The organism is Nocardia salmonicida NBRC 13393 (assembly GCF_001613085.1).
Classification (GTDB): domain Bacteria; phylum Actinomycetota; class Actinomycetes; order Mycobacteriales; family Mycobacteriaceae; genus Nocardia; species Nocardia salmonicida.
In genome coordinates, this window is the sequence record NZ_BDBR01000015.1 from 64,896 (window position 1) to 88,814 (window position 23,919).

Consider the following 23,919-nt stretch of genomic DNA (forward strand, 5'->3'; position numbering starts at 1 on the left):
ACGTGAGATGCTCGCTGGCATGGATGACCTGGCCCCTCGACCAGTCGATCACCGCGGCTTCTTCAGCGAGGTCCGGGCACATCGCGCCAAACATCTAGGCAAAGTCGGGCCGTTCCTGCATCGATGGAGTGCACGTCAGCGTGCGATCAAGGCCAGCCGACCGGACACACGCAATGCGTTGGCGCAAGATGCGACACGGTTACCGAGCGCGACCGAGCGGGTCGCCATCGCGAAGATTCTTGCCTGCGCGGTGACCGCATCGGTGGGCACAGTGCTGGTCGATGGCGATGCCCGATGGCTGCTGGCCGCACTCGGTTTCGCCGGAATAGCCCTTGTGCTCATGCAGCTGTTTCGATACACGATGTGGCGTGGTGATCGCGATGGTGGCGCCTTCCTGGCGCTGGCGCCGCATCATGGGGCGGTGCTGGTAATGGACTACGTGCGCTGGCCCTACCGCGGCTGCACACATGATCACGCGGTCGAGCTCGGAAACGATCTACTCTCCCTCGCACGAGAGCACGCCACGGTGCTGCTCGCCCTGACCTCGGTCGATGCGGTCGCCATGCACTACAAGAGGTCAGGGTTCCGTGAGCTCACTGTGGCCGAACAACATCGCTATCGGTTTCGGCATCGGCGCGGCCTGATATTCGATCCCTGTACGGCGTCGCAGGCTGAAGGGCCAGGCCAATGGCCATGATCTATTCATCCCGGCTGTCGTACCTGACGGTGCACAAGGCGCACTCCCAAGGCGGCCAGGTCGTCACCGCATAGCCCCGGATACCCGTGAACGATCCTGCGCCAGCGCGCTGGCACCGCCGACGCCCCATACCGCGCCCCGAGTAGTGCACCTGCGATCGCAGCGGTTGTGTCGGTGTCGCCACCGGCTCGGACCGCCAGCTCCAAAGCGCCGGGCAGGGTGTCGGCGTGGGTGATCGCCCACCACGCAGTCTGGAGTGCGTGGACGACCCAGCCGTTGCGGGGAAAAGCGGAGGCGCACTCGGCGGTCTCGGCCTGATCCAACAGCGGCTCCCAGTAGTTCGCGTCGACAACTGAGAGCGCGTCACCGACGCCGTCGAAGTTGCCGTGCAGCACCGCATGCCGGATCGCGAGCGACCATATCGTGCATGCTTCGGCGGCGCGCTCATCGTCGTGCGTAAGGCTGCTGACCAGTACGGCGGCGGCCGCACAAGTTTCAGCATCATCGAGGTAGACCAGGCCGATGGGTGCGGTGCGCATCAAAGAGCCGTTGCCGCCCTTGCGGCCGCTGATCTTGCCTGCGCGCGCCCACATCTGCCCAGCGCTCTTACTGCGTGCGCTCAGGACTTGGCGGGTTTGTCGACCGATGTCTCGTGGTTTGGAGTCCCACCAGGTGATGAACTGCGCCGCAACACCATTGAGCGCCTGGATGTCATGAAGGTTGCCGAACTCGTCGGCGGCGAGCGCAACGGCGACCATCATCGAGGTGTCGTCGGTCCATTCGCCTGGTGCCCATTTGAAGACTCCGCCACCGACCATGTCGATCTTGGTCCGGGGAGTGGGGTGAGTGAACTCGTAGCCTGCGCCGAGGGCGTCGCCCACCGCGGTACCGAGAAGAGCGCCCGCTGCTCTGTCAGCTAGCGGCGAAGTGGGATTCCGGTCAGCTGCGGTACCCCGCAGTTGCTGGGTGAGCCAGGTGTATCCGCGCGCGACGGCGCTGAGTGGGAGCGTCAGTGCAGTCTGCATTTGGTACTCCTGAATTGAGAGAGGGGGCCGGTGCGCGAGAATCCGCGATGATTCCCACTTGCACACGTCGTTGTGGCTGGCCTGGCCGATGTTGGACTGCTGCAGCCCGATAACTATATCGCCTATAGGCGATATAATGCAACATGTGGACGGTCTGAACTCGCCGTCTACCGGTTGATTTGGACCGAGCCGCGGCGGGTGAGGCCCGCAGTCGAACGTATGTGCGAAAATGGTGGACATGATCAAGGTGGAGGTCGCCGACCTGGCCGGGCTCTCCCGGGAACAGGCCGCCGCCTTCGTTCGCCGCCGGACAGCCGCGGAGCCAGAAGAGGACCAGTCGCGACCGAAGCTGCCCACGATCGACGCGCTGAACCGCGTGCTTCCCGGCGGCGGGCTGGACCGAGGCGCCGTGGTGTCCTACGCAGGCTCTTCCTCGCCGCTGCTCGGCATGCTCGCGGCCGCTACCGCCGCTGGCGAGTACACCGCCTTGATCAACACCCCGGACCGCCATGGAGCAGTCCGATCTCTGCATGCCTTCTATGAACTCGGGGGAGCGCTCAGCAGGTTGTTCGCCGTGAACTGCCCCACCGACGACGACCGGTTGATCACGGTCCTGCACAACCTCATGGACGGCGTGTCCTTGGTGGTCAGCGAACTACATCCGCGGCTGCTTCCGCCGTCTAGAGCGAAGATCCTGTTCGCCAGAGCGGCAAGCCGCCGATGCACTCTCGTCCTGCTCGGTCCCGAACACAGGATCGGCGGCGTCGATCTGCGCTTGTCCGCGTCCTGTGTCGGCTTGGAGGGTCTAGGACCTGGACGTGGCCGCATCACCGCCCAGACCTTTCGCATCGAAGCGACCGGGCGCGACGGAAGAACCAGGTCCGGCGACTTCCGCAAGGGGCCTCGGCCCGGAGGGCGCATGGACTGGGAATGGGTGGAGCCCTCAGCTGAGGTCATCGGCCTGTCGACGCGGGCGGGCTGATGGCGATGTCTCACTGGAACACCCCCGAGCACACCGCGGTACAGCCAGTTGCGCCGCCGGTCGGTCTCCGCGTCTTTCCCGCCCGGATCTGGCCACCAGCAAAATTGCGATGGGCAGCCGGGCTCGCGATGTGGAAAAAGGCACTCGGGGCAAAATTGGATCCAGTGCCTGGTGAGCTCATCGAACTGGTCACTACCCAGTCGGGGGATGTGCTCGGCTGCGTGAAATTCCAGATCGAAGTCGACCACTCCGCGAGAACAGAAGTCATGCTGCTCCCGCTGTCGGATCTGTACGAGCCGGCCACCGAGGCCGACCGTGCCCGGCTGCTGGCGCTACTGGCACCGTACGACCTCGGCTGGACATCGAGGCGGTGACGGAATGCGGCCGAGTACCCGAGGGTGGGGATCTGCGCGACCAGTAACCGACCGATCCTGCAGTGTGGGGACATGCCGTTTCGGCTGGTCAAGTCGGGTGGCGGCGAACATTTCGGTCGACGCGAAGAGCCGCTGCGTCGATGTCGGTGCGAAGTCATAGGCTGCAAATATGACTACCTGCGGTGACATTTTCGACGCACGGACAATCTCGGTTCGCGATCGGGTTCGGATCCGCCTCGTCGGCGCCGCGGCGAAGTGGAATAGGCGGCCCGACTTCGAACCGCACCATCGTGAAGATGAGCGACTGTTCGCAGCCCACGTGCCCGAAGCCGGCTACGGCAGCCCCGTGCCGGGAATGCGGAAAGGCGTGGGAGTGCGTGACCATCACGCTGCTCCTCGACCCGTTGCGAGGCGTGCCAGCGGTATAACGAGCGATGGCCTGGCAACACTGTCGTGGTGAACTGTGACTGTGAGTCCGATACTTTGTTAAGTGCGTTCTGACTATTCTGGCAGCTCATAGCATGATTGTGATGGTTGATACGGATCGCTCGACTCGTATTCGTGACATCTTTTCGGTACGCTTTGTTGTCATGAGGTCAGCAGTAGGTGCCGCCGCCAAGGCGTTGGAGTCCTACCCGGCCGGGAGCTTCGTTCACACGAGTCGCCTGCCGGGGACCACTGCTGCCGCCGCGTCGGCGATCAAACGCGCGCACCAGCGCGGTGAGCTGGTCCCAATCCGCCGAGGTCTGTACTTCAAGGGTGTCCCGACTCGCTACGGATTGACGCGCCCTACTGCCGAGGCTGTCGCCGCCGAGGTGTTGGGCAAGACCGGCGCGGGACCGACTGGGTTTTCCGCGGCCCGCGCGCTCGGGCTGACCACGCAGGTCCCGGCCAAACCGACCATGGTGGTGACCGGCGCCGTTCCGACGTCGATCCCAGGAGTGGAGGTGTCCAAGCGCAACAATTTGCGCCGAGCGACTCTGCGCCCGCTCGAGATCGCGGTCCTCGAACTGTTGCGCGGCGACTGGGAGACCACCGTGGACGAAGGCTGGACCGCACTGAGCGCCGCCGTGGGCAAGGCGGTAGCCGCTGGCAAGCTGCGTTGGCGTGCGCTCTCGTCCGCAGCCGAGGGGGAGCGCTCTCCGACGTTGCGGGACAACTTGATCCGACTGGGTGAGGACTTGCGGGTATCGGGCATGCTTGCCTGATGCCTGCGCTGCGTGAGCACCCTGATGACCTGGCCGCGCTGATCGCCGCCTCGGCTGAGCAGTTAGGTCTAGACCAGTCGTTTTTGGAAAAAGACTTTTGGGCCATGGAAGTCCTGCGGGCGACGACCTTCCCGGTGGAGGTGGTCGGTCAAACCGGCAGCGGTGAGCTGACAGTCATCTTCAAAGGCGGAACGTCGCTGTCTCGCGTCTACAGGCTGATCGAACGGTTCTCCGAGGACGTCGACCTGCTCGTCATCTTCCCCGATGTCGGTGCTGGTGCCGGCACCCGTGACAAGGCGCTCAAGCGTGTCCGTGACGGGGTCACCGAACACCTCGGGATCGGCAAGGACGCGACCGAGGCCAAGGAGTCGACAGCCGGCGTCAAGAGGAATGTGCGCTACCGCTATCCGGCACGCGTGATGCCCTCGGCAGCGGCCGAGCGGGCCATCACTGAGGGTGTACTTCTGGAGATGGGCACGCGCGGGGGCACTTTTCCCACGCACCGGCGCGAGATTCGTTCCCTGATCGCCGATTTCGCGATCGAGGTCTTCGGTGACACTCCGGACACGTGGGAGGAGTTCGCGCCGTTCGCGGTCGAGGTCCTCGCACCGGAGCGCACGCTGTTCGAAAAGCTGGCCGCCCTGCACGATGGTGCTTCGCGTGCCCCGGACGAGAAGGCCATCGCTGCGCTGCAGCGCAACGCACGCCACCTCTACGACATCCACTGCCTGCTCGCCAACGCCGAGGTGGTCGCCGCGCTCGAGGACCTGGGGCCCGACGGCATCGCGCGGTTGTGCGCCGATGTCGACGAGCACAGCGAAAGCGCCGGCTTCAGCTACACACCACGACCCGCGGACGGATTCGGGCACAGCCCCCTGCTGGACACAGCCGCGCACAGCCCGGCGCTGACTGCGGGATATCGCCGTGCGATGCAGCTGGTCTACGGCGCGCAACCATCGCTGCATCAATGCCTGGAGACGATCCGTACCCACGCGCACCTGCTCTAAGGAGCCGGCTTCGTCGACTCAGGGAATGCGAGGGACGTGTCATCGGCGCAGGTCGTGACGGTGATCAGTGGTGAGGTGTCGGTGGCGCGTGCGACGATGGGAGTTCATCGACGAGGGGGGTCCAGTGGCTGATTTGCGGAGTCGTCTGCAGGCGTTGATCGACGACATCAAACACGCACCGTCGGCGCCGTCGATCGAGGTACTCGAAGAGTTCACGCGTCGGCGCAAAGAGCTCGACGCCGAGCTGCTGCGCACAACGTTGTCTCCTCGGACAAAAATCGCGGCCGATGTGGCTCGCGCAGCGGCCGAGCGCGCACAACACGCCGCGCAGCATCCGACGATCCTTGATCCGGCTCCGAGGTCGACCAGCGCGCTGGCGCGACACTCCACGGGGAACGCCTTCGCCGCGGCAATCGACCGCTCAGACGACGGCTACGATCGGTAACCATCCTTATGTAGTCCACACTTCAGGGCATGGTGGACATGTCATATTGGCAGTTCAGAGACATTTTCCTTCGCGCGAACACTGGATTGCTAACTATATGCTGTGGTTTGTGCAGATGCCGCCGCCGATGTTGGCGTCATCCGGGCCGGCCCCAACGGACGGCCCGCGCTGGGCGGTGGAGTGGAAGTGGGATGGTGCCCGGTGCACAGCACGGGCGTCCGGGGGAGTCGCCACGATGATGAGCCGCAACGCGAACGCATTGCACTCGGCCTTTCCGGAGATCGCCCGCGCGGTGGTCACCGCGGCCGCGGGACGCGAGATCATCGTCGACGGCGAGCTCGTCGCCCCCGACCCCGAGACCGGGGCGCCGAACTTCGGCCGGCTGAGTCGTCGACTGGGTGTGGTGCGGCCGAGCCGCTCGCTGATGGCCGAGGTCCCGACTCGCCTGTATGTCTTTGACCTGCTCGGCCTGGACGGCGAAGATCTGCGCGGGCTGGCCTATCAGAAGCGGCGCGAGCTACTGGCTCAGCTCGACCTGGACGCGAACTCCGAGGTGATCGTCGTCCCGCCGTACTACACCGATGTGCCGGTGGCGACCATGCTCGAGGTCGCCGCCCAGAACGGGGTCGAAGGTGTGGTCGTCAAAAGGCTGGATTCTTCATACAAGGCTGGTAGATCGGCGCTGTGGCGGAAGGTTCCGCTGCGTAAGTCGACCGAGGTGATCATCGTCGGATGGCTGCGAAACAGCAGGGGCGGTGCGGAATTCGGATCTCTTCTCGTCGCCGCCCACGATCCCGACGGTGACTTGATCCTGCTGGGGGCCGTCGGTTCAGGATTCAGTCGCGACGCCCGCCGCGCGCTGCAACGTCAACTCGACGAGCTCGCCATCGACGAGTCCCCACTCCAGGGCCCGGTCCCTCGAACGATCGCGACGACCGCGTCGTGGGTGACCCCACGGCTTGTCGGCGACGTCCACTACCGCGAGCGCACTGTCGCAGGGTTGCGCCACCCATCGTGGCGAGGCCTGAGATTCGACAAGGATCTGACGAGCGTCACCGCGCCCCCGATCGGATAGCCGAAGCCGGAAAGGGGTGATGACCAGGGAGGATGACACGTCCCGATCGGGCATTTCGTTGTGCGCCCGACGTTTTCGTCGTCGAGGTGGCACCGATCCGACGAGCTCGCCTGATCAGCGGCGGCCGGTGGTTCCCGCGTTGGTGTCCGTACTGTTGTTGGCGGACTTCGGCTTCGTGTCGGTGGGCACCCCTACCCTGGTCAGGTCAGGGGAGCTCATCGTCGAATAAGGGGTCAACGTGCGGGCCGTGGTGGAGGGCGAATTCGGTTCAGGCGCTGAGCGGGCGGTGTTTCGGCGGCTGAAGGAGATCGACGGCCCGGCGGTCGTGGTGTTCAACGTCTTGGCCCACAAGAAGCAGAATATGGACCCGGTACAGATCGACGCGGTGCTGTGGACACCCCAGCGATGCGTGGCGATCGAGGTGAAAGGCTTCACCGAGCCGCGCGGTGGCGCGCTGACGGCGACATCGAACGGTCCCTGGAAACTCGACGGCACACCGGCGCCGGTGCATCGCCTCAAGTCCCACCCCAACGCCTTCCAGCAGGTTCATGCCCAGGCAATATCCTTGTCGGGCGCGCTGGGGTGGCGAATGGACCGGGAGGAGTTCGTCAACGGCCTGGTCGTGCTGGTGGCCCGCACCGGGCACGAGGTGCGCGTCGAGGTGAACGAGCCACTGAAGGGCACCCAGCTGGTGATCGCCTCCGACGAGGACGGTTCGGCGCTGGCCGCCGCGGTGACGGGGTTGTCGAAAGGCCGTGCGTGCTGGTCGGCGGGACAGGTCGTGCAGGCATTGCGGGCACTGAACATCGGCGCCGAGATCGACGAGGCCGCTTTGCTCGCCGACGGGTTCCCTGCCGAGCCCGACCCGCCCACGCCGTCTCGGTCGCCGAGGCGCCGAACTACCGTGCCGCACAGCGCACGACCTGGCCGACCTACTCCCCGCACCAAGGTCGCCCATGCAGCGCGGACCGCACCGGTGGCAGCCGGGAATGCGCTTCGGACAACCAGTCTCGCCGACGAAATGTCGACGGCCACCGTCGCGCCGGCGCTTGCGCCGACCGAAGCCGAACCTGTCGTCGGCAGCCAGACAGTCGACGAATGGGACTTCTCCACACCAGCAGACTGGGGCATCGAGGAACCAGCCCCCGCCGCCGAGCCAGATCCTGTTGTGCCCGACGAAGGTCCGACACGGCACAAGTGGTGGCAACGAATTCGGCTACCCCGGCGATCTACACGCTCGCCGCGGCCGCGCCGTCGGTTCCGGCTCCGTGGACCGTTCTGGTTGTTGGGCTGGCTGATCGGGTGGGTCTGGGCCAGGATCAGCAACGTCGTCGGGGCGGTGGCGGTGTTTCTCCTGGGCGCCGGCGTGCTGGGCGGGGTGCTTTTCGTGTTCGGCAATGCGGTGGCGGGGGTGTTCCCGTCGAGCACGGCACAAGTTCCGCTGGCCCCGGTGTCGATGATGACCGTCGACGGCAATATCGGTTGCGTGATCGGCACCGACGGCCAGGGAGATTTCGCGCGCTGCGACGTCGCGGACTTCAACTACCCGGTCCCCGCGTTGCCGAGTGGCTGTGCGCCGCAGGATTTCGGCCACACGGTCGTCCTACGAACGGGCCAGGAACCGACTTATGTGTGCGCGCAGGATTTCCTGCTGGCGACGGCGTTGCCGACGGGTGAGTCGATGACCTCGGGCAAGTTCTCCTGCAAACGGGTCGAGGCGGGGGCGATCTCGTGCCGCGAACGTGGCGGAAGCCAGTTCACCATCTCGCGAACCGAGTTCCGGATCCGGTGATCACCACCGTGCCGCGCGACCGCCCGCGCCGGAACCGGCTTACTCGCCGAGGTCTGCGTCGTGCTGAGCGGCGAGCTGGTCGCGGCGAGGCAGAGAAGGAGGGGCGCTCCGCGAGATTCCGGTGCGCTGTGGTTGCGGCCAGCTAGGGATATTCGTCGGATGAACGCCCGACTCCAACATTGCTTGCTCTGCCAGGTCCTCTACGAACTGGACGAAACCTTCGACGCCCATCAGCCGCATCGACCAGCCGTCCTGGACTTTCCACAGTGTTTCGCTGGTGTTCGTGGCACCGCGCGGATCGCTTCCGTGGCTGAGGAGATCGCGGAGACTCTTCATGTCGGAGAGGTAGAACTTGAGGCGTTGGCCGCGGAGAAAGGCCCATTCCGACCGGTTCCCAGGCCCGGTTGATTGTTGGCGAGCACGGCCCTCCCAGAGATTCGTCCGGAACCGTTGGGCCGGCCAGCGCACGTCGAGCTCTCGCTGGATCTTGTCGAGATTGAGCGGTAGTGCTCTGCCGTTCGTGCGGGTCGAGTATCCGGTGAGTTGGGTGAAGAAGTTCTCGATCGGCGCATAGGCCAAGAGGAACGCGCCATAGCGAAGGCTCGTATAGATCGGTGCGCTTGACTTGTTCACTCGATGGACATCGAGGATGTCGCACGGCATGCGGAGGCGAAGGGCGAGTTCGATCCCTGCGTCTTCAGCAAGGTCCGGCAGTGACCGCTCAGGCATGGCTGTGTTTCCTTCACGTGGGCTGTTCGCGGCCCACGATTGCTTTGGGCGACGAGACTCGGCGACGTGGCACAGGCAGGCAGAGGAAGACCTCTCGGTTGCGCTCCGCCCACAGGTGCCACGTGGAGTATGCCCTGAGCTGCAACGGAATTCGCAACACGTGCTGCATGCTGGTCGACATGGTTGATGATGTTGATGATGGCCGCGTGCGGGGTGTGTTCATTGTCGAAGGCTTCCGTCCGGACGCGGCGTTGCCGGATCTGGACATCGTGGTGAAGTCGATCAAGCGGACTGAGGTCGACACCCCAGCTCCTGACCAGCCGAAAATCTGGACATTGTTCGATTTCGAGGCAGCCGATTCAGCTGGTGAGAGGCTGGCAGATCTGTTTGCCTGGTCGCTACGTCCAGGCCCTTGGTATGTCGATTTCCACAGCGCGGAAACGACTTTCGTGGCCTTCGCCGGGCGTGTGTTCACCTACGCTCGCGGCGATGTCGACGGCCGTGCGCGGGCCGCTGAGCATGGCCGGGCGGTCGGTGTGCCCGAGAGCCAGCTCGATTGGCGCTGAAGGTTCGCTCAAGCTGGCACGGATCGTCATTTTTCCTTCGGTTCCGGCTGCGCCACGACTGATTGTCGGCCGGGTCGCATTGGCACAGGGGACGTGTCATCGGTGCAGGTCGAGGTGTGTTTCGACATCCAACTCGATCCAATTGGATCGAGTTGCATCGATTGCAGCCGCTGCGATTCCGCCTAGCTGCCGTCGGTGGTACGGACGTATTTCCGACCGCAGGGGGTGCAGTCGTAGCGGCGCACGAACAGCTCGGAGAAGCCTTCCCCGCGGAAGGCGATGGTGCCCGAGGTCGGAGGATTGCCGCAGCTGGGGCACTGGTCGTAGTCGTCGGGCATGTAGGTGATCGGGCGCGGCTCGGTCTCGACGTAGGTGGTGGCGCAGCCGCCGCAGGTCAGGTTGAAGCGCCGTGAGGCGGTGGGCAGCGTGCGTGGTTGTTCGGTGCCGGAGATCGGGGGGTGGCCACAGCAGGGGCAGTTGATGGCGGGAAGGTCGGCGGGATCCAGCGAGATCGGCGCGGGTCGCGGTGGCAGGGAGGAGAAGTCGGCGTAGGCCGGAGAGATCGGGTTGGTCGGGCGGCGGCGCAGTCGGGCCCAGGCGCGGGCGGCGCTGCGGGTGAGGGTGGTGGCGTTCATGGTGGCCGTCTTCCTCGAGAAGGTGTGCCTGCTGGTGTTGTCGCCGGCAGGCGGTGCTAAGTAGATTACTACCTAGATATGTAGATTACTACCTATGGCGGCGATGCGGATGACGTTCTCGATGGTGCAGGTGGCGGTCTCGGTGATGGACGCACCCGCCGCGCAGCACTACGGGTACGCGTTGCGGCGCCAGACGGGGCTGGCTACGGGTGTGCTGTATCCGATCTTGGGGCGCATGGCCGAGGCTGGATGGCTCACGGTCACCGACGAACCTGTCGCCGACGCCGACGGCGACCGGCCACTGCGCCGGTACTACACCGTCACCGACGACGGGCGGCGCGAGCTCACCGCGGTGTTGGAAAAGGCGCGCGTCGATCGGCGGTTCGAGTCGCTGTTCAGGACGCCCTCAGCGGGGACCGATGCGAAATCCGGACAGCTCTGATCCACAAGGGCTGGGTCTTCGCCAGCAATCCGGGAAGCAGAGCCCGGGGACATGAATCTTGGAGGTGTTGATGCGGGATCCGCAGACGCAGGAGTCGGGAGCGGTTGCGCCGTTGCGCGTGTGGTGGCGGTGGTGGCGTCCGGTCGATGCGGGGCCCGCGGTCATCGTGTTCGCCGAAGAGCCGGCAGGGATTCGGTGGGAGGTGAAAATTCGCCAGCTCTACACCGCCTCGCGCGCCGGGTCAGGCACTGACCTGTACGTGGCCGATGAGGGATACCGCGCGTTCTCAGAGTTCCCCGGCCTGTTCGCCGCGCTGGCATCCCAACGTCCGGCCACCCTCGACGCGGTGCTGGAGTTGCTGGTCAGGCTCGGCGTCGAAGAAGAGGTCACGCAACCGGACTCCTCCGACCAGTACGACGGTCGTGCGCTGGTGGGGTCGACCGCCATGCTCACCGACGCCGAGGGCTGGCCCTGCGTAAACACACAGCTTCGTGGGGACGGCGTCACCGACACGTTGACCATCGAGATGGAGACGGTGTCGAGGGTGCGGAACGGGCCGATGCGGGTTGTCCTCGACGGGAACGTGCTGTGCGAGCGTCATGCTTCTCCACTCGGCGGCGGCTGAATCATGGTTCCCGGCTGCCGAGTTCACAGTGCAGCACGGTCAGCCGTGTCGTCGAGGCAGTAGCGCGATCCTGGCTGTCACAGTGGGGCCATGGCATATGTCGTTCCGGGGAGCCAGGACCGCTTGGTGTGGAGCTTCCACGTGGCCAGCGACAAGCCCGTGTTCGACGAGGTCCCGGGCCCGGGCATCGAGGCCCCACCTGCGTGGGTGGACGCGGTCGTCGCGGTCGCGCGCGACCTGGGTTGCTTGCGCTACGGCCGCGAGGTCGAGCTGAATCCTCTGGTGTGGGAGCTGGGCATCGGCGCCGAGTACACGGTGACCCTCGGCTGGAAGACCTCCCGGGGTCTGGGCGGATTCACGGTGGGCGAGGGCATGCCGATGGACGCCGCGTTCTGCGCCGCCGCGGTGTGGGTCGCGGACACCGCTCAGACCGAGTTGGCCGGATACGAGTTCGTCCAGTGGCCGTGTCGAGGCCGCCACCTGCTCAAGCCCCGACAGGTTGACGGGACACCTGTGTGGGTTGATCCCCGCAACGACCACGTGATCTGCGCGATCGGCGAACTGTGTCAGGGACCGAGGTGGTGAACGTCGTCAGACGAGCTGCTCGCTCAGTGTCTGCGGGGCGGTGAACGATTCGCCGGCCGCTGGCTCAAGAGCTGATGAGATGAGGGGACGTGTCATCGGTGCTGGTCAGGGTTTCGATGCATGGTCGGTGAAGTAGCGGTCGATGTCAGTGCCGAGTGCCAGTGCGAACATTCTGGCCCCGCGCTCGGCGCCGGTGGGCAGATCGCCGCGGGCGATACGGGCGCAGGCGGCGTCGTAGAGGGCGGTGATGGTGGTGTCGTGCAGCGCGGCGATGGCTTCGAGATCGGCGATGCTGGCGCAGGTGTCGTGCTGGCTGGCTTCCTCGATGTCGCCGTAGCGGCCGCCGGGGATGCCGAGCTGGTCGGCGATGGTCATACGGTTCAGGCCGGCGTTGATGCGCAGCAGCGCGATCTCCATGCCGAGCGCGGTAGCCAGCCGCGACGTGCGAATGAAGTGGGCTCGGCGGGCCTGCTTGCGATCTCGGCGCGGCGCGCGCGGCAGACGCCGAAGGAATCCACCGCGCCAACTCAAGGGTTCTAGTCCATCGCGGCGCGCATCGAAATTGGCCAACGTGACGATGCCGGCGAAGAAGAGCACGATGCATGCGGTGGCGAGGACGATAGAGACGGCGCCGTGGGGCTGTGTAACCGCGGCCCAGGCAAGCACGGTGGTGCCGGTGATGGCGCAGGCCGATCGGAACGGGCGCGAACGCGCGGACGCCCATGCGGTGCCCAGGAGGAGATTTCCGACGAAGAGTGCGCCGATCAAAACGATCGTGATGTCGTCGCCGCGCCAGAACCGGCCGAGTTCGTCGAGCATGCTCTACCCCTAACTGTCTCGTTGCTGTTGAAGCCGCAACGCGAGTTAACCCAGCGTAGTTCGGGTGTTAGCCAGTTCGCTGGCGAATTCCTCGAACCAGCGCGGCTACTTCGATTCCGCAGATGCACTGCGGTTCTCGAGGTCGGCCGACTCGGGTTCGGCATGCGACAACGACCAGGTGTGGCCGAGCCCCTGGTCGGCAAGCTGATCGATGTGGGGAAAGATCCAGGCAGCCAAGCACACGGTGTCGTCGAACATCTCCAGCTCGTCGAGGTCGTCGGGCCCGAACCAGCCGAAGGGGTGTTCCGGAGTCCTGACGTGCTCGACGGAGTCGGCGATGGCCACGTACTGGTGGTCGAGGTGCCGATGGGGCTCCGCGAGATGGTTGTCGCCGGGCACGTCGGTCAGGGTGGTCCACCACGGCTCGTCGGTCACCACGTGCAGTGGATATCCCTGCGGTAGTGGCACAGTCGGTCGACGCAACAGCCGGACCCGCAACCCGGTCTCCTCGAGTACCTCGCGCACCGCCGCTTCGGCGGGTACTTCGAATTCCTCGACATGGCCGCCGGCGATCATCGTGCGCTTCAGCCGCGGGTGCTGTATCAATCCCAGGCGCCACCCGGTAGTGAAGCGGCCGAACACGAAAGTCGACGCCGTCGCATGCACTTTCAGAGGGGTCATCGGCTCAACCTATTTCGCGACAACGGCGGTCGCAGCCAGAACCGGGATCGCATCAGGGTGGACGCCTTCGAGGTGGTCGGCGTGCCGAGTTCCGAGCTCACGCGGGTGCCGGTTGTGGGACGCTGGTGTGGGGGATCGGGGTGCCCGGCCTCGCGGGGATGTAGCTGGTGTCTTGCACTTGTTCGCATCGAAAGATGTTGAAGGCACCGAATATTCGAGCATTCGACGACCTTGCCACCGGAGGACTGCATGCCCGTTACCCGTAACGCCGCCGCTCGCGCTGTGTGGAAGATCGTCGACGGGCAGGCGCACATCATGTTCGTCGACGACTCCGCTTCCGCAGTCCCGGCCCGGCGGTGGCCGGACGTGCCGCTGCCATCGTGCGCCCCAGGGCATCTGGCGTTCGACCCGCAGGACTATCCCAGCCTCACCCGTGCGCGTGGGCTGGCGCCGGAGTACGCCTCGCTCTGGGATGGCGTCGCGCGGGAACTGGCCGCCCGGCGGGGCGCTGCCGGGTCCGCGGCCCGCACCCACAACGCGTTCTTCGGTTTGCCGCTCACCGAGCAGGCGCCAACGGATGGTAGCCCGGTGGGATCACAGGACGAGGGACGTGTCATCACCATAGGTCAGCAGTGATGATCACCCAATTCTGTTCTGCATCAGCCCATTTGGGCATAGCGTGGTGACTGACGAACATCGGTGACAGCGCGCTGGCCGGTGACGCGCCCGAATGGGGGAGGGGACTGCTGTGTCTGACAACACCGCACTGCTGATGGTCGATATGCAGAACGGGTACTTGCGACAAGACCTGCGAGATCCGCTGGGGTGGCCGCCGATCTGGCGGCTTCCGGACATCGTCGATGAGTGCGCCCAACTGCTGGCTGCCGCGCGCGAGAGCGGCATACCGGTGGTGTACTCGCAGCAATCGCCCAGTCCTGCCGGGGAACTCGCAGCGAACCCCAGGGCTGCCCAACATCACCGGCTGCGTGATTCGGGCGTACCGGCGTTGACCGCTGCCGAGCGCCAGTGGAACGCCGAGATCATGGATGCGGTGGCACCCCAGACCGGCGATGTCGTACTGGCCAAGACGCGGCACAGCTTCTTCGCCTATACCGAGCTGTCGCCGGTGCTGCGGAGTCTGCGCGTGCAGCGGTTGATCGTCGCGGGCCTGCAGACCAACGTGTGCATCGAAGCGACAGTTCGAGCGGGACTCGAGCACAACTTCTCTGTCGCGGTCGCCGAAGACGCGGTCAGCACCGACGGACCCGACCTGCACTTCGCGTCTCTCAATGCGATGCGGGTGATCTATGTCGAGGTCGACGGTTGGCGGGAACTGATCCGGCCAGGCGCACCCTGGGATCGCGCGTACACGACCCCCAACTATGGCAGGAACCCCGAATACTGGTCTGACCCTGCGTTTGTCGAACGTTGAGTCTGCACGGTGCGGGCTAGGCAAAGATCCGAGCAGATGCGACCGACGGCGGAGGCCAAGGTCCAGGTCTCGTCGAAACGCGTTTCGTCGACGAAGGGCAGTGGATTCCAGCAGTGGAACCACGACCGCATGCTGTCGAGCCCGAACTCGGTGGCTTGTGGCCGCATCTGATGACGGCGTCCGGTTTCGGCGAACGACAGATCCCACGCATAGAAGTGTGACTGTGTCGCGTGGTGGCGCAGCCGCTCGAGCATCGCCGCGTAGCGATCGGCGTGGAGGATGCCTTCGACCACGACGGTCAGGCCGCGCTCCAGGCAGGCCGTGGCGATGGTCTCGATCAGCGTCACGTTGAACGCGCCTGGAGCATCGGGTTCGCGGAGGATGGTGCGGCGCACGACGTCTTGGCCGACCACGGCGCACCGGCCTTTCCCGACCCGTTCTTGCACCTGCCGGGCGGCAGCGGACTTCCCCGATCCTGAGTTGCCGCGCAGGACCACCAGCTGCGCCCCGGTCTCCTCGGTCATGTCCGCCATCATGGCCCATGCGCGAGGGTGGCTGGTCAGCTTTCGGCCCGCTGGCGCTCCCGGACTCGACCGGGGCCGAGTGCCGCGACCGCGGTGACCGTTCGCCCTCGTCGGGGTAGGACAGTGCGATGGGGGACGTGTCGTTTCTGCTGTTCACGGCGGCGATCGACCGTAGGCGGCGTCGGTGTTGAAGGTGTCTGGTCTTGAGGAGCCGGCTGATGTGGGGATGCTGCCAGCGGACTCCACCGCCGGGCGGAGGGATCCGTTCGCTGTTGAGCGTCTCGGCGATCTGGCGCAGGCTCTTCGAGTGGTCGTCGCGCAGGGCCAGGACGCGGTCGACGACCTCGGGCGAGCATTGTGGCGGGCGCCCGACCGGCCTCAGGCCGGTCACCGGTGCTTCCCGGCGACAAACCGTGCCAGAGCGGCGAGTGCGGTGATCAGAGACTGCAGTGTCTGCTCGGCGCGGCGACTGCGCGCGGTGTCGGCGAACAAGGCGACTGGTACGACCAGCAGAAGCAGCAGCGAGATGATCGTCACCGGCACCGCGATCAGAGCGGTGACGAGGACGACGCGCGGCGCCGCGACGAGGGGTGCGAGCACATCGATGACGGTGGCGTTCAAGGGTTCTCCTGCGGAGTTGTGCAGGATCGCCCGACGTGACCGACCGAGGGGGAGCTGGTCAGACGTGGGTGAGTCCTGCAGGTGATCGAGGGGTGGCGATCGACCTGCAGGTGTTGGGTCCGCGGCTGAGACGCGGGCGGGCGGCGACGATGTGCCCGGGTGGGTCGGTGTCGCCGTGATGGTGATTGTGATGGTGGCGTTGGCGTGCGGTGGCGCTGGATCTCAGGAGGGCTTCGCGTAGCCGGTTGCGGGTGCTCCTGAGTAGTTCGGTCAGACCGTAGATCTGGATCCCGGCTCTGATGGTGCGCTGTGCTGCGCGTTCGAGTTCGAGCGCGAGGAGTATCAGCGCACGGATCTGGTCTCGATTGCGTTTGATCGCGACTATCCGTTTTGCCCAGGAGGAGATTTCGTCCACGACTCCCTCGAGCCCGAGCATCCTCGCCGAGGACATCCACCGAACCGAGGACGTGTTGGCGGTGACGAAGGCCGGGACCAGACCATGGTTGGACCGAGCCGCGGTGCCAGCGAGCAGTTCGGTGGGCAGGGTGGCCCACCGTTGGGCGAGGGGGATGGTCGGGACGTTCCAGTGGGCTGCGTAGTTCGGTGCGGGCGCGAACTGCGCGGTGATGTTGCCCATCCACTCCGGCGCGGGGCAGATGTCGCCGAGGACCGATTGCAGGATGTTGTGATTGTTGGTGGCCAGCAGGGCCTGGAAGTCGTCGTCGTCGGCGAGTTGAGCGCCCAGTCGCGCGGCGAATTCAGGTCCCAGAAGATCGGTGGATCCACCCAGCGCGTCCTGGCCCGTCGGGGCCTGGGTCTGCGTGGGATCGGTGGTCATGAGGGTGACGATATCTGGCGTGCCGCTGAGTCCGCTAATGGTCATTCCCCGGCTGTGTTCCGGAGCGAGGGGACGTGTCATCGTTGCAGTTCAGCGGTGACACGCGGTCGGTTAGCATCAGGACTGCGCTGTCGGAAAGTAGCCAGTTCACCTCGGACACGGCCTCGGCGACCACTGCCCCGCTTTCGCTGACTCAGGTCTTCGGTGTGGCGATGAGTTGGAAGAACCTCGCGGTGTGGATGTAGGGCGCGCGGGTGGCCATCGCCAGTTCGAGTCGTTCGAGTTGGACGAAGAACCGCGGGTCGTTCTTGACAGCGTCGTCGACGAGCAGGTCGCAGACGCTGCGGATTCCGCAGTGCGCCCGCAGATGCAGTCCTGCCTCGGCGAGGTCGTGGGTGACCGAACCGGCGTAGCAGGCACGGGTTTCGGTGCCGTAGGTGACGGTGTGGCGAGTCGGGCTGTCAAGCTGGCGCAGCGCTACGTCGAGGTCGAGGTTGCGCACCGCGGTGAGTAGAGGATCGGCGTCGGCGTTCGGCGCGATGACCGACACCACCCCGCCCGAGGCCACCATCGAGGCCAGCACGGCGATCAGCGTTTTCGGATCGGGCACGTACTGGAGCAGGTTGTGGCAGAGCACGACATCGAACTCGTTGTGCGCGAACTGCTGGGCCAGCTCGTCGACGCTGAGTAGTCGTGTGCTGATCCGGTCGCCGACGCCATGCTTCTCGGCGAGGGCACGCGCATCAGCCAAAGCCGACTCGGAGATGTCGGCGATGGTCACGTGGTGCCCGCGGGCCGCGAGCTCGACCGCATCCAGACCATTGCCGCCGGCGACGTCGAGTACCCGGCTGCCGGGTTGGAGATGGGGCGTCAGGTTCGCGGCGGCGATGCTGTAGCGGAGCCTGCCCCACGGGGTTGTCTGCCACTGTTGGAAGGTCGCCAGCTTTGCGTCGAACAAGGTGTCGGCCAAAGTGGATCCCGCGATCGGTGCCTGCGCCGTAGGAAGAGGGGGCATCCTGTCACCGCCGTGGTGTTGGGGCGGGTGTGCGTCCTCGGCTCGAGGTGGCCCCAGCAGTGCTTCGGGGGTCTCGGCGGGGAACATCCTGGCGAGCACCCGCAGCGATTCCGTTGCCGGACGGCTGGTCTCGCCACTGATCCAGCGGGTCGCCTGACGCGTGGATACTTGTGTTGCGCTGCCTCCGACACCGGCGTTGCCCGCAGCGGCCAATTCCAGCGAACTCCGGTTGAACACCCTCACGAAGTCGCTCGTCGACCAACGCCGCTTGCGCAACACCTGATCCAGCCGTGTCCTCGGACCATCCCCGTCGACCAACACCGATGCCCTCCTCGAACTTTCAGACCTCCGCCGACACCGGGGACCCCGGAGTGTGGCCAGCCTACGGAGCGCCGGCACGGTGCAGATGGCCGAACAACCACGATGTCTCACGATGTCTCGAATTGGCTCGAAATGGCCGACGATGTCGCCGAACGCCACTCCACAATCGAGCGGGAACACTCACCGCACGAAGGGAATTCGCCATGACCTACACCTACACGAGCTTCTCCACCACTGGTCAAGACGGCCTTTCGGACCTGCAACACAGTCTGATCGACCTCGAGCACGCCACGGAGCTGCAACGCGACTGGAGTCCCCACATCGTGCACGGCCTCCTCCAGACCCCTGCCTACGCCCGCGCGATCCTGTCCACCTGCATCGCGATTCTCGAAGTCCCCGACGACACCGAGGAAACTGTCACCAAGCGGCTCGCGAGGCAGCGGGTGCTCGACGTTCCCGGCAAGCGCTTCCGGTTTCTGTTGGGCGAGGAGGCGTTGCTCCGCACTGTCGGCAGTCCCGCGATCATGGCTGAGCAGATCCAGGTCCTGCTCGACACCCTCACCGACCGCGAGCACGTCGAGATCGGCATCGTTCCGGTCGCCGCGCGGTTTGTTTCGCCCGCCTCGGGATTCATTCTCAGCGACGATCGCCTCTGCGACGTCGAAACCGCTACCGGGCAGTTGACTGTCACCGCCGCCGTCGACATCGCCACCGCGGCCCGCCATTTCGACGCGCTCGCCACCGTCGCAGCCTTTGGGCAGGACGCCCGCACCATTCTGGAACGCGCCCTGGCAACCCACATCGCCTAGCGCCGCGGCCCTTCTGGCGAATTCGGGACGAGCCTCAGCGGGGGCAGAATCCTGGTCCCACCCAACGTTCCGCGCACCTATGTCCTGACGACGGCGTCTCTGGTGGCTTGCGTGGTGGTATGTCAATCGGTGCGGAGGCGGGCGTGCAGGTGCATATCGTGGCGGCCGTCGTGGTGGCGGCCTGCACCACGAAGTGTGCCCTCGAGAGGGAAACCACACTTGGCGGCGACCCGGCAGGAGGCCGGGTTGCGGACCGAGTGGGTGAGCTCGATCCGGTCGAATCCGATGTCGTCGAATGCCCAGCGGATCAGTGTATTTGCGGCGCGAGGTGCGATAGCGCGGCCACGCCAGGCGGGCAGGGTCCAGTAGGCGAGTTCGGTGACGCCCTCGGAGAGGTCGGAATGCCGAAGTCCGATGCGCCCGGCGACTTCGCCGTTGCTGGTGACGGTCCATTGGCCGTTGCCGGCGGACCAGGCCGATCGCCACGAGAGGATCCATTGACGAACCTGGTCGACGGACTCGGCGGTCCGTACATGCCATTGGCGGATCGCGGGGTCTTGGAATGCTGTGAACACGGTGGGTGCGTCGTGGTCGCTCCAGGGCCGTAGTGCCAGCCCGCCGGTGCTGAGCAGCGTGGGCTGGTCGGTGGCGAATGTGTCGGGATCGACCACTGTCGACATCAACTCGGGCATTCCAGCATTGTCCGCCCATGTAGGCGCCGGTGTGGTGCGGTTGGAGTCGCCGATTCTGCCTCGATCCCGTTGTTGTCCACGTGGGTGCCCAAACCCCTTCTATTCCAATGGAATAGCTGAGGTTTGCTGCTCTTTCCGAGGGTTCGTCGGGTCTGCTGAAGCTGTTGCTGGGCCTCATCGGGTGTCGGCGGGTGAGTGTGGATGCGCGGGCGAGGATCATCAGGTCCGCGAGGGGGCGGCAGAGAGCCGGAGCGTCGCCTCGAGCAGATCACCACTGGCTTCGAAAAATCTCACTGCTGTCGCGTCGATCTCGGCTGGTTCGATCTCTGCTCTGATCTCGACAATGCGGCGATGGGTCAGGGCGTCGGGTCGTCATGTTGATGATCATCGTTCACCGCATCATCATCACCGGATCTGCCATGCACGGCCAGCGGATCAACGTCCAGGGACTGATCAGACCGGCGCGCGCTGCCTTGCCCCGCTCCTGGTTAGGCTGACCCCGAACAATTCACGGGTGCGAGGGGGTGCGAGGCTATGGCTGGGGATTTCGACGACATCGATCACGGGACACTGCCCGAAATCACGGCGTTTCTCCACGGCGCGATCACAGGCGATGTCAGCTCCGACCCGGAGGCTGTGCGGGCGATGGTCGCCGAGCTGGACAACACCATCAGCGGACTGACCACGCTGATGACGACGATGATCGACGCCGAACACCAAGCTCTCGCCACCGCCGCTGCGACGGGTGCCGAACTCGCGCGCGAGTACGCCACGACGGCGCGGACGGGCCGAGCTGAGCTCGGCAAAAACATCCTGGCCACGATGCAACTCCAGATCGCCTTCCTGCGCAGCGCCGACCTGCTCGACGAAGCTGACACGACAGCATTGCACCGTGACCAGTTCGCCGCCCGGATGCGGGAGATGTGACCGTAGCGAGGAGATGCCTGCGCTCCGAGGGCTAAGGCGAGCGAGTTGTCCTCACGATCAGAGAGCGGATATGACCACCAGCTTCACGCACCCAATTTTGGCTGATGTCACCGTCTACCCCGATGGTGCCGGGGTTCTATCCCCACGGCGTGAACACGAGATCGAGCACGACCCCGAGGCGCCGACGAAGCTCGGCCTCTGGATCGACGTCGACCTCGGGCTGCTGTCGCAGTCGATCAGCGTCGACCTCGACCTGCCGACTTTGGCGAAATTCGTTCGCCGGATCGAGAATCGTGGGCGCCTGCGTCCCGGCGAACACGTGCTGGATCTGACCACGAACGGCCCGACGCGGGGCGTAGTCCAGAAGGTCGTCGATGACGATCTCGTCGAGGTCGACGCGGGCTTCGGTGTATATCGCGTCGACGTCGGGCACTTGCACCGCCTGTATCGCACAGAGGAAGAGCAGCCGGAGTAACTGCTGGTTTCAGCGGCCGTCGGTCGTTATGTCGTTCAGGCTCAATTACGTTGATTGAGTCAGCCCTTCGAACAGAGACCCGATGTCAATCCCCAGGCGTCAGCGATCCGGAAGACGTTGTCGATCGAGATGTTCTTGCCTCCCTCAACTGCACCGTAGAAACTGCGATGCAGGCCAGCGGCCTGGGCCACCTCTCGCTGGGTCAGGCCGGCGACGTCAGCTACCTGCGCGGCGGCACGGGTGAGGTGAACGTCGACGATGTCGATTTCGGGGCTGTCGCGTCCTATCTCGGCGACGGCTGGCAGAACATGATGATCGACGTTGTCGCGGGCAACAGCGACCCGTGCCGTCCGCCTGGCTGCCCGCAATTGGATCGGATCGCCGCTCTCGTCGCCGCCGAAGACGGTCCGGACTGGGTCCCGTTGAAGCGCACCGCTATCGCCATTCTGGTAGCTCACACGCCACGAGCAGCGGCAAAGACCTCTACGACACGCTGGCACTCGGCGAGCGCCGTGCAGTGTGGGATGACCGAAGCGGAATCGACCAGAACTAGGCCGCAATACCTGGCCGAGGCAGTGCGGATCGAGACGACATCAGCAGCGTGGCGCCCACCAACACCTGCAGGGAACATGTGGTTCGACAGTGTTGTCGCGCAGAGGATATCGGTCGGCAGTACCGTGCGAGGGGGCGGACGACGACGCTGATCGGTACCAAATGTAGGGAGCGAGATCATGGCGTTGCAGCGAGCGCGGGCCGTGGCGGTGAGCCTTGGGCTGGACGTAGGCATCCTGCTCCTGCGCGCCGACCACGACGACCGAATCAGCCAAGTACGCAAGATGTTCGGAGAGGGCGGCCTGATCGAGCAACTCGATCTGCGGTCTGTGTCGGTACCACTACAGGCTTCGTTCGCGGCACCGCTCACGCGATGGAAGGCGCAGTACGTCCCGGAGTTCAGGCAGGTGCAGGTCTTCCACCCGGATGGCGAGCTGATCTTCGACGGGGAAATGCTCGCGCAGGACTGGTGGTTCGATGTAGCCGAGCGCGAAGACGGCAACGGCGTGGTCCTGATCTTGCCAATCGGGCAGGCGGCCACGCTGGCCGAGATGCGAGCGGCGATGGACGCAGGTGAGGCGGTGTGGGCTCGGGTACAATGGCAGGAGCTCGACGAAACAGCAGCACCCGCCCGAAAACCATAGGGCGCAACGCATGTGATGGCGAACTCACGCGGATCGGTGCGCCTGAGTTGGCTGCGGCGGGCAGGCGTCGATTTTGCACCCCGGAAGCCGCCGGATTATCAATCCGCAAACGGGCACCCCAACTCGTCACCGCCCGACCTAGCACTTGAGCTGCCCGTATGCCCTTCGACCTCGGCGAAAGTGCAGTGGCGCTCTCGTAGCCCGGATTCACCGATCAACGAATCCCGTTCGCGCCGTAGGCATCCAGATTCGACCTCTTCCGTACGCAGCCCTCGATAGTCTCGGTGTGTGACCGAAACTCGCGACCGTTTCACCTTGATCACTGTCAACGCCTGGGATCTATATGCCGCGACTGGCGAGTCTTCAGAGGCCCGCTATCGCGCTCTAGAAGAGTGGCTGGCGCGGCAGGATGCGGACGCGGTCGGGATTTCCGAGATCATTGCCGACGGTGAGGGCCGTGAAGCCAAGGCTGCCGGAGCGGAAGCGGGGCTTCGGCGGCTAGCGAAAGCAACCGGTATGGAATGCGAGATCGCGGGCGAACCGATCGTCGCTACGGGCGGCATCGTGCACCACACAGGGCTTTTGTACCGAAGCTGCCCAGAGATCCGGCCGCGACCTGGCAGTATCCACCGGTTGGAGCGCGAGATGGCGGGGATGTGGCACTGCGCCGTTTCCGCTATTTTCGAGTTCAACGGGCGGCCACTGCGCGTGATGTCGCTACAGCTCTCGCCTTTCGACCCAGCTTGGCGGGCTGCTGACGCATTGCAGATCCTGCGAACGGTGAACAAGGGAGATGTCCCCGCCGTGATCGGCGGCGATTTTAACTGTGTGAGCCTGACCGACCCAGATCCATACGCCGGGGTCGAATGGCACCCAGACCACGTCTATCAGCTCGACATCGACGGGCAGCTAGATCGACATGCGGCTATTCGACTCGAACGGCAAGGCCGGATGCGGGACTGCGCGGAGCTGGCCGGTGTCGAACTGGAAGCCACGACCGGGCACGCCGCAGTCGATCACCATCCGCCGCGGCGGATCGACCGATGGCTGGCCACCCACCAACTCCCCGCCGCGGTGGTGGCGGGATATCGGGTTACTCCACTTGGGGATCTGCTCCACGCCGACGACTATCTGACCGACCATCGCCCTGTGACGCTGGAGATCAACGCGAACGCAATCCCGCTGTAGCGGAAGCTCATTCGGAAAACAGCTGGGTGACGTTGCGCGCGCTCGTTTGACATCGCTCGGGCCCGTCGCGAGACGACGAGGGATTGTTGTCGCCAGTGGGCCGGGCCGGCGCGTTGAAGCCCGGCTGTCGGCCAGCCGGTGTGAAGGGCGTCGAGGACGTCCAGCAGCGTCCGTCACCGCTCCGACAGCAGGCG

General features: G+C 65.3%; 30 protein-coding genes. 19 read left to right on the forward strand and 11 right to left on the reverse strand.

The genetic code is table 11. From position 1 onward, the window contains the following. Positions 1-19: 19 nt before the first annotated feature. Positions 20-697 (forward strand): hypothetical protein, encoded by a 678-nt coding sequence (locus NS1_RS17275; RefSeq protein ID WP_157125261.1) that lies wholly within the window; start codon positions 20-22, stop codon positions 695-697. 5 nt (positions 698-702) lie between these two features. Here the strand turns inward: NS1_RS17275 and NS1_RS17280 are convergent, their stop codons facing one another. Beyond that, entirely contained in the window at positions 703-1,722 is a 1,020-nt protein-coding gene (locus NS1_RS17280) for an ADP-ribosylglycohydrolase family protein (protein WP_084503795.1), read from the reverse strand. A 238-nt stretch (positions 1,723-1,960) separates the two neighbouring features. Here NS1_RS17280 and imuA' point away from each other — a divergent pair, with 238 nt between their 5' ends. From imuA' to NS1_RS40080, 7 genes are all read left to right on the forward strand, one after another. Next, positions 1,961-2,704, forward strand: coding sequence for a DnaE2-dependent mutagenesis accessory factor ImuA' (imuA', locus tag NS1_RS17285; RefSeq protein WP_157125262.1), 744 nt, complete (start codon positions 1,961-1,963; stop codon positions 2,702-2,704). Positions 2,705-2,868: 164 nt separating this feature from the next. Continuing rightward, complete coding sequence (locus NS1_RS40075) at positions 2,869-3,078, forward strand: hypothetical protein (protein ID WP_157125263.1); 210 nt, start codon at positions 2,869-2,871, stop codon at positions 3,076-3,078. 590 nt (positions 3,079-3,668) lie between these two features. Continuing rightward, positions 3,669-4,286 (forward strand): DUF6088 family protein, encoded by a 618-nt coding sequence (locus tag NS1_RS17295; RefSeq protein WP_062985884.1) that lies wholly within the window; start codon positions 3,669-3,671, stop codon positions 4,284-4,286. Beyond that, positions 4,286-5,293 (forward strand): nucleotidyl transferase AbiEii/AbiGii toxin family protein, encoded by a 1,008-nt coding sequence (locus NS1_RS17300; RefSeq protein ID WP_084503796.1) that lies wholly within the window; start codon positions 4,286-4,288, stop codon positions 5,291-5,293. Before NS1_RS17295 ends, NS1_RS17300 begins: the two co-directional genes overlap by 1 nt. A 124-nt stretch (positions 5,294-5,417) precedes the next feature. Beyond that, the gene (locus tag NS1_RS40845; RefSeq protein WP_062985888.1) at positions 5,418-5,738 is read left to right on the forward strand and encodes a hypothetical protein; all 321 of its coding nucleotides are present in this window, start codon (positions 5,418-5,420) and stop codon (positions 5,736-5,738) included. A gap of 127 nt (positions 5,739-5,865) precedes the next feature. Further along, positions 5,866-6,813: an ATP-dependent DNA ligase gene (locus tag NS1_RS17310; protein ID WP_255284579.1), complete on the forward strand. Its 948-nt coding sequence runs from the start codon at positions 5,866-5,868 to the stop codon at positions 6,811-6,813. 238 nt (positions 6,814-7,051) lie between these two features. Continuing rightward, positions 7,052-8,605 (forward strand): nuclease-related domain-containing protein, encoded by a 1,554-nt coding sequence (locus NS1_RS40080; protein ID WP_157125264.1) that lies wholly within the window; start codon positions 7,052-7,054, stop codon positions 8,603-8,605. A gap of 39 nt (positions 8,606-8,644) precedes the next feature. Here the strand turns inward: NS1_RS40080 and NS1_RS17320 are convergent, their stop codons facing one another. Next, positions 8,645-9,334 (reverse strand): hypothetical protein, encoded by a 690-nt coding sequence (locus tag NS1_RS17320; protein WP_157125265.1) that lies wholly within the window; start codon positions 9,332-9,334, stop codon positions 8,645-8,647. A gap of 122 nt (positions 9,335-9,456) precedes the next feature. Between NS1_RS17320 and NS1_RS17325 the strand changes: the two genes are divergently transcribed. Beyond that, a complete protein-coding gene (locus NS1_RS17325) occupies positions 9,457-9,900 on the forward strand; it encodes a hypothetical protein (protein ID WP_169812792.1) in 444 nt (147 codons plus the stop codon). Between the two features lie 182 nt (positions 9,901-10,082). Here the strand turns inward: NS1_RS17325 and NS1_RS17330 are convergent, their stop codons facing one another. Beyond that, positions 10,083-10,535 carry a hypothetical protein gene (locus tag NS1_RS17330; protein WP_062985898.1) on the reverse strand — a complete coding sequence of 151 codons (453 nt, stop codon included), beginning with the start codon at positions 10,533-10,535 and terminating at the stop codon, positions 10,083-10,085. Between the two features lie 94 nt (positions 10,536-10,629). On the opposite strand from NS1_RS17330, the gene NS1_RS17335 reads away from it, so the two are divergent. From NS1_RS17335 to NS1_RS17345, 3 genes are all read left to right on the forward strand, one after another. Next, positions 10,630-10,977, forward strand: a complete 348-nt coding sequence (locus tag NS1_RS17335; protein ID WP_062985900.1) for a PadR family transcriptional regulator — start codon at positions 10,630-10,632, stop codon at positions 10,975-10,977. Between the two features lie 70 nt (positions 10,978-11,047). After that, complete coding sequence (locus NS1_RS17340) at positions 11,048-11,602, forward strand: hypothetical protein (RefSeq protein ID WP_157125266.1); 555 nt, start codon at positions 11,048-11,050, stop codon at positions 11,600-11,602. Positions 11,603-11,692: 90 nt separating this feature from the next. Continuing rightward, positions 11,693-12,187: a hypothetical protein gene (locus NS1_RS17345; RefSeq protein ID WP_062985904.1), complete on the forward strand. Its 495-nt coding sequence runs from the start codon at positions 11,693-11,695 to the stop codon at positions 12,185-12,187. A 105-nt stretch (positions 12,188-12,292) separates the two neighbouring features. On the opposite strand, the gene NS1_RS17350 is transcribed toward NS1_RS17345, so the two are convergent. Beyond that, positions 12,293-13,006 (reverse strand): hypothetical protein, encoded by a 714-nt coding sequence (locus tag NS1_RS17350; RefSeq protein WP_062985906.1) that lies wholly within the window; start codon positions 13,004-13,006, stop codon positions 12,293-12,295. Between the two features lie 105 nt (positions 13,007-13,111). Continuing rightward, on the reverse strand, positions 13,112-13,687 hold the full coding sequence (locus tag NS1_RS17355) for an NUDIX domain-containing protein (protein ID WP_084503798.1): 576 nt from the start codon (positions 13,685-13,687) through the stop codon (positions 13,112-13,114). 249 nt (positions 13,688-13,936) lie between these two features. On the opposite strand from NS1_RS17355, the gene NS1_RS17360 reads away from it, so the two are divergent. Beyond that, entirely contained in the window at positions 13,937-14,323 is a 387-nt protein-coding gene (locus NS1_RS17360; protein WP_062985910.1) for a hypothetical protein, read from the forward strand. A 112-nt stretch (positions 14,324-14,435) separates the two neighbouring features. Further along, a complete protein-coding gene (locus NS1_RS17365; protein WP_255284577.1) occupies positions 14,436-15,119 on the forward strand; it encodes a cysteine hydrolase family protein in 684 nt (227 codons plus the stop codon). On the opposite strand, the gene NS1_RS17370 is transcribed toward NS1_RS17365, so the two are convergent. From NS1_RS17370 to NS1_RS17385, 4 genes are all read right to left on the reverse strand, one after another. Continuing rightward, positions 15,068-15,643, reverse strand: coding sequence for an AAA family ATPase (locus NS1_RS17370; protein ID WP_157125267.1), 576 nt, complete (start codon positions 15,641-15,643; stop codon positions 15,068-15,070). The genes NS1_RS17365 and NS1_RS17370 overlap by 52 nt on opposite strands. A 387-nt stretch (positions 15,644-16,030) precedes the next feature. Further along, positions 16,031-16,264, reverse strand: a complete 234-nt coding sequence (locus NS1_RS17375) for a hypothetical protein (protein WP_062985916.1) — start codon at positions 16,262-16,264, stop codon at positions 16,031-16,033. Between the two features lie 58 nt (positions 16,265-16,322). After that, on the reverse strand, positions 16,323-17,102 hold the full coding sequence (locus NS1_RS17380) for a hypothetical protein (protein ID WP_157125268.1): 780 nt from the start codon (positions 17,100-17,102) through the stop codon (positions 16,323-16,325). A gap of 193 nt (positions 17,103-17,295) precedes the next feature. Beyond that, positions 17,296-18,438 (reverse strand): methyltransferase domain-containing protein, encoded by a 1,143-nt coding sequence (locus NS1_RS17385; protein ID WP_062985920.1) that lies wholly within the window; start codon positions 18,436-18,438, stop codon positions 17,296-17,298. 203 nt (positions 18,439-18,641) lie between these two features. On the opposite strand from NS1_RS17385, the gene NS1_RS17390 reads away from it, so the two are divergent. After that, on the forward strand, positions 18,642-19,247 hold the full coding sequence (locus NS1_RS17390) for a DUF5753 domain-containing protein (protein ID WP_062985922.1): 606 nt from the start codon (positions 18,642-18,644) through the stop codon (positions 19,245-19,247). A gap of 122 nt (positions 19,248-19,369) precedes the next feature. Here the strand turns inward: NS1_RS17390 and NS1_RS17395 are convergent, their stop codons facing one another. Beyond that, entirely contained in the window at positions 19,370-19,939 is a 570-nt protein-coding gene (locus NS1_RS17395) for a GNAT family N-acetyltransferase (protein WP_062985923.1), read from the reverse strand. A gap of 534 nt (positions 19,940-20,473) precedes the next feature. Here NS1_RS17395 and NS1_RS17400 point away from each other — a divergent pair. Continuing rightward, positions 20,474-20,866: a hypothetical protein gene (locus NS1_RS17400; RefSeq protein WP_062985924.1), complete on the forward strand. Its 393-nt coding sequence runs from the start codon at positions 20,474-20,476 to the stop codon at positions 20,864-20,866. 70 nt (positions 20,867-20,936) lie between these two features. Beyond that, the gene (locus NS1_RS17405; protein ID WP_062985925.1) at positions 20,937-21,341 is read left to right on the forward strand and encodes a hypothetical protein; all 405 of its coding nucleotides are present in this window, start codon (positions 20,937-20,939) and stop codon (positions 21,339-21,341) included. 59 nt (positions 21,342-21,400) lie between these two features. Here NS1_RS17405 and NS1_RS17410 read toward each other — a convergent pair whose 3' ends face one another. Continuing rightward, complete coding sequence (locus tag NS1_RS17410; protein ID WP_062985926.1) at positions 21,401-21,799, reverse strand: helix-turn-helix domain-containing protein; 399 nt, start codon at positions 21,797-21,799, stop codon at positions 21,401-21,403. 273 nt (positions 21,800-22,072) lie between these two features. Here NS1_RS17410 and NS1_RS17415 point away from each other — a divergent pair, with 273 nt between their 5' ends. Next, a complete protein-coding gene (locus NS1_RS17415) occupies positions 22,073-22,537 on the forward strand; it encodes a hypothetical protein (protein ID WP_062985927.1) in 465 nt (154 codons plus the stop codon). 288 nt (positions 22,538-22,825) lie between these two features. Next, a complete protein-coding gene (locus NS1_RS17420) occupies positions 22,826-23,725 on the forward strand; it encodes an endonuclease/exonuclease/phosphatase family protein (RefSeq protein ID WP_062985929.1) in 900 nt (299 codons plus the stop codon). Positions 23,726-23,919: the final 194 nt, after the last annotated feature.

Excerpts from the sequence above, each read along its gene's own strand:
- NS1_RS17275 (WP_157125261.1), top strand. The coding sequence starts at position 20 with ATGGATGACCTGGCCCCTCGACCAGTCGATCACCGCGGCTTCTTCAGC.
- NS1_RS17280 (WP_084503795.1), bottom strand. The coding sequence starts at position 1,722 with ATGCAGACTGCACTGACGCTCCCACTCAGCGCCGTCGCGCGCGGATAC.
- imuA' (WP_157125262.1), top strand. The coding sequence starts at position 1,961 with ATGATCAAGGTGGAGGTCGCCGACCTGGCCGGGCTCTCCCGGGAACAG.
- NS1_RS17295 (WP_062985884.1), top strand. The coding sequence starts at position 3,669 with ATGAGGTCAGCAGTAGGTGCCGCCGCCAAGGCGTTGGAGTCCTACCCG.
- NS1_RS17300 (WP_084503796.1), top strand. The coding sequence starts at position 4,286 with ATGCCTGCGCTGCGTGAGCACCCTGATGACCTGGCCGCGCTGATCGCC.
- NS1_RS17310 (WP_255284579.1), top strand. The coding sequence starts at position 5,866 with ATGTTGGCGTCATCCGGGCCGGCCCCAACGGACGGCCCGCGCTGGGCG.
- NS1_RS17320 (WP_157125265.1), bottom strand. The coding sequence starts at position 9,334 with ATGCCTGAGCGGTCACTGCCGGACCTTGCTGAAGACGCAGGGATCGAA.
- NS1_RS17330 (WP_062985898.1), bottom strand. The coding sequence starts at position 10,535 with ATGAACGCCACCACCCTCACCCGCAGCGCCGCCCGCGCCTGGGCCCGA.
- NS1_RS17335 (WP_062985900.1), top strand. The coding sequence starts at position 10,630 with ATGGCGGCGATGCGGATGACGTTCTCGATGGTGCAGGTGGCGGTCTCG.
- NS1_RS17340 (WP_157125266.1), top strand. The coding sequence starts at position 11,048 with ATGCGGGATCCGCAGACGCAGGAGTCGGGAGCGGTTGCGCCGTTGCGC.
- NS1_RS17345 (WP_062985904.1), top strand. The coding sequence starts at position 11,693 with ATGGCATATGTCGTTCCGGGGAGCCAGGACCGCTTGGTGTGGAGCTTC.
- NS1_RS17350 (WP_062985906.1), bottom strand. The coding sequence starts at position 13,006 with ATGCTCGACGAACTCGGCCGGTTCTGGCGCGGCGACGACATCACGATC.
- NS1_RS17355 (WP_084503798.1), bottom strand. The coding sequence starts at position 13,687 with ATGACCCCTCTGAAAGTGCATGCGACGGCGTCGACTTTCGTGTTCGGC.
- NS1_RS17360 (WP_062985910.1), top strand. The coding sequence starts at position 13,937 with ATGCCCGTTACCCGTAACGCCGCCGCTCGCGCTGTGTGGAAGATCGTC.
- NS1_RS17370 (WP_157125267.1), bottom strand. The coding sequence starts at position 15,643 with ATGACCGAGGAGACCGGGGCGCAGCTGGTGGTCCTGCGCGGCAACTCA.
- NS1_RS17380 (WP_157125268.1), bottom strand. The coding sequence starts at position 17,102 with ATGACCACCGATCCCACGCAGACCCAGGCCCCGACGGGCCAGGACGCG.
- NS1_RS17390 (WP_062985922.1), top strand. The coding sequence starts at position 18,642 with ATGACCTACACCTACACGAGCTTCTCCACCACTGGTCAAGACGGCCTT.
- NS1_RS17395 (WP_062985923.1), bottom strand. The coding sequence starts at position 19,939 with ATGCCCGAGTTGATGTCGACAGTGGTCGATCCCGACACATTCGCCACC.
- NS1_RS17400 (WP_062985924.1), top strand. The coding sequence starts at position 20,474 with ATGGCTGGGGATTTCGACGACATCGATCACGGGACACTGCCCGAAATC.
- NS1_RS17405 (WP_062985925.1), top strand. The coding sequence starts at position 20,937 with ATGACCACCAGCTTCACGCACCCAATTTTGGCTGATGTCACCGTCTAC.
- NS1_RS17415 (WP_062985927.1), top strand. The coding sequence starts at position 22,073 with ATGGCGTTGCAGCGAGCGCGGGCCGTGGCGGTGAGCCTTGGGCTGGAC.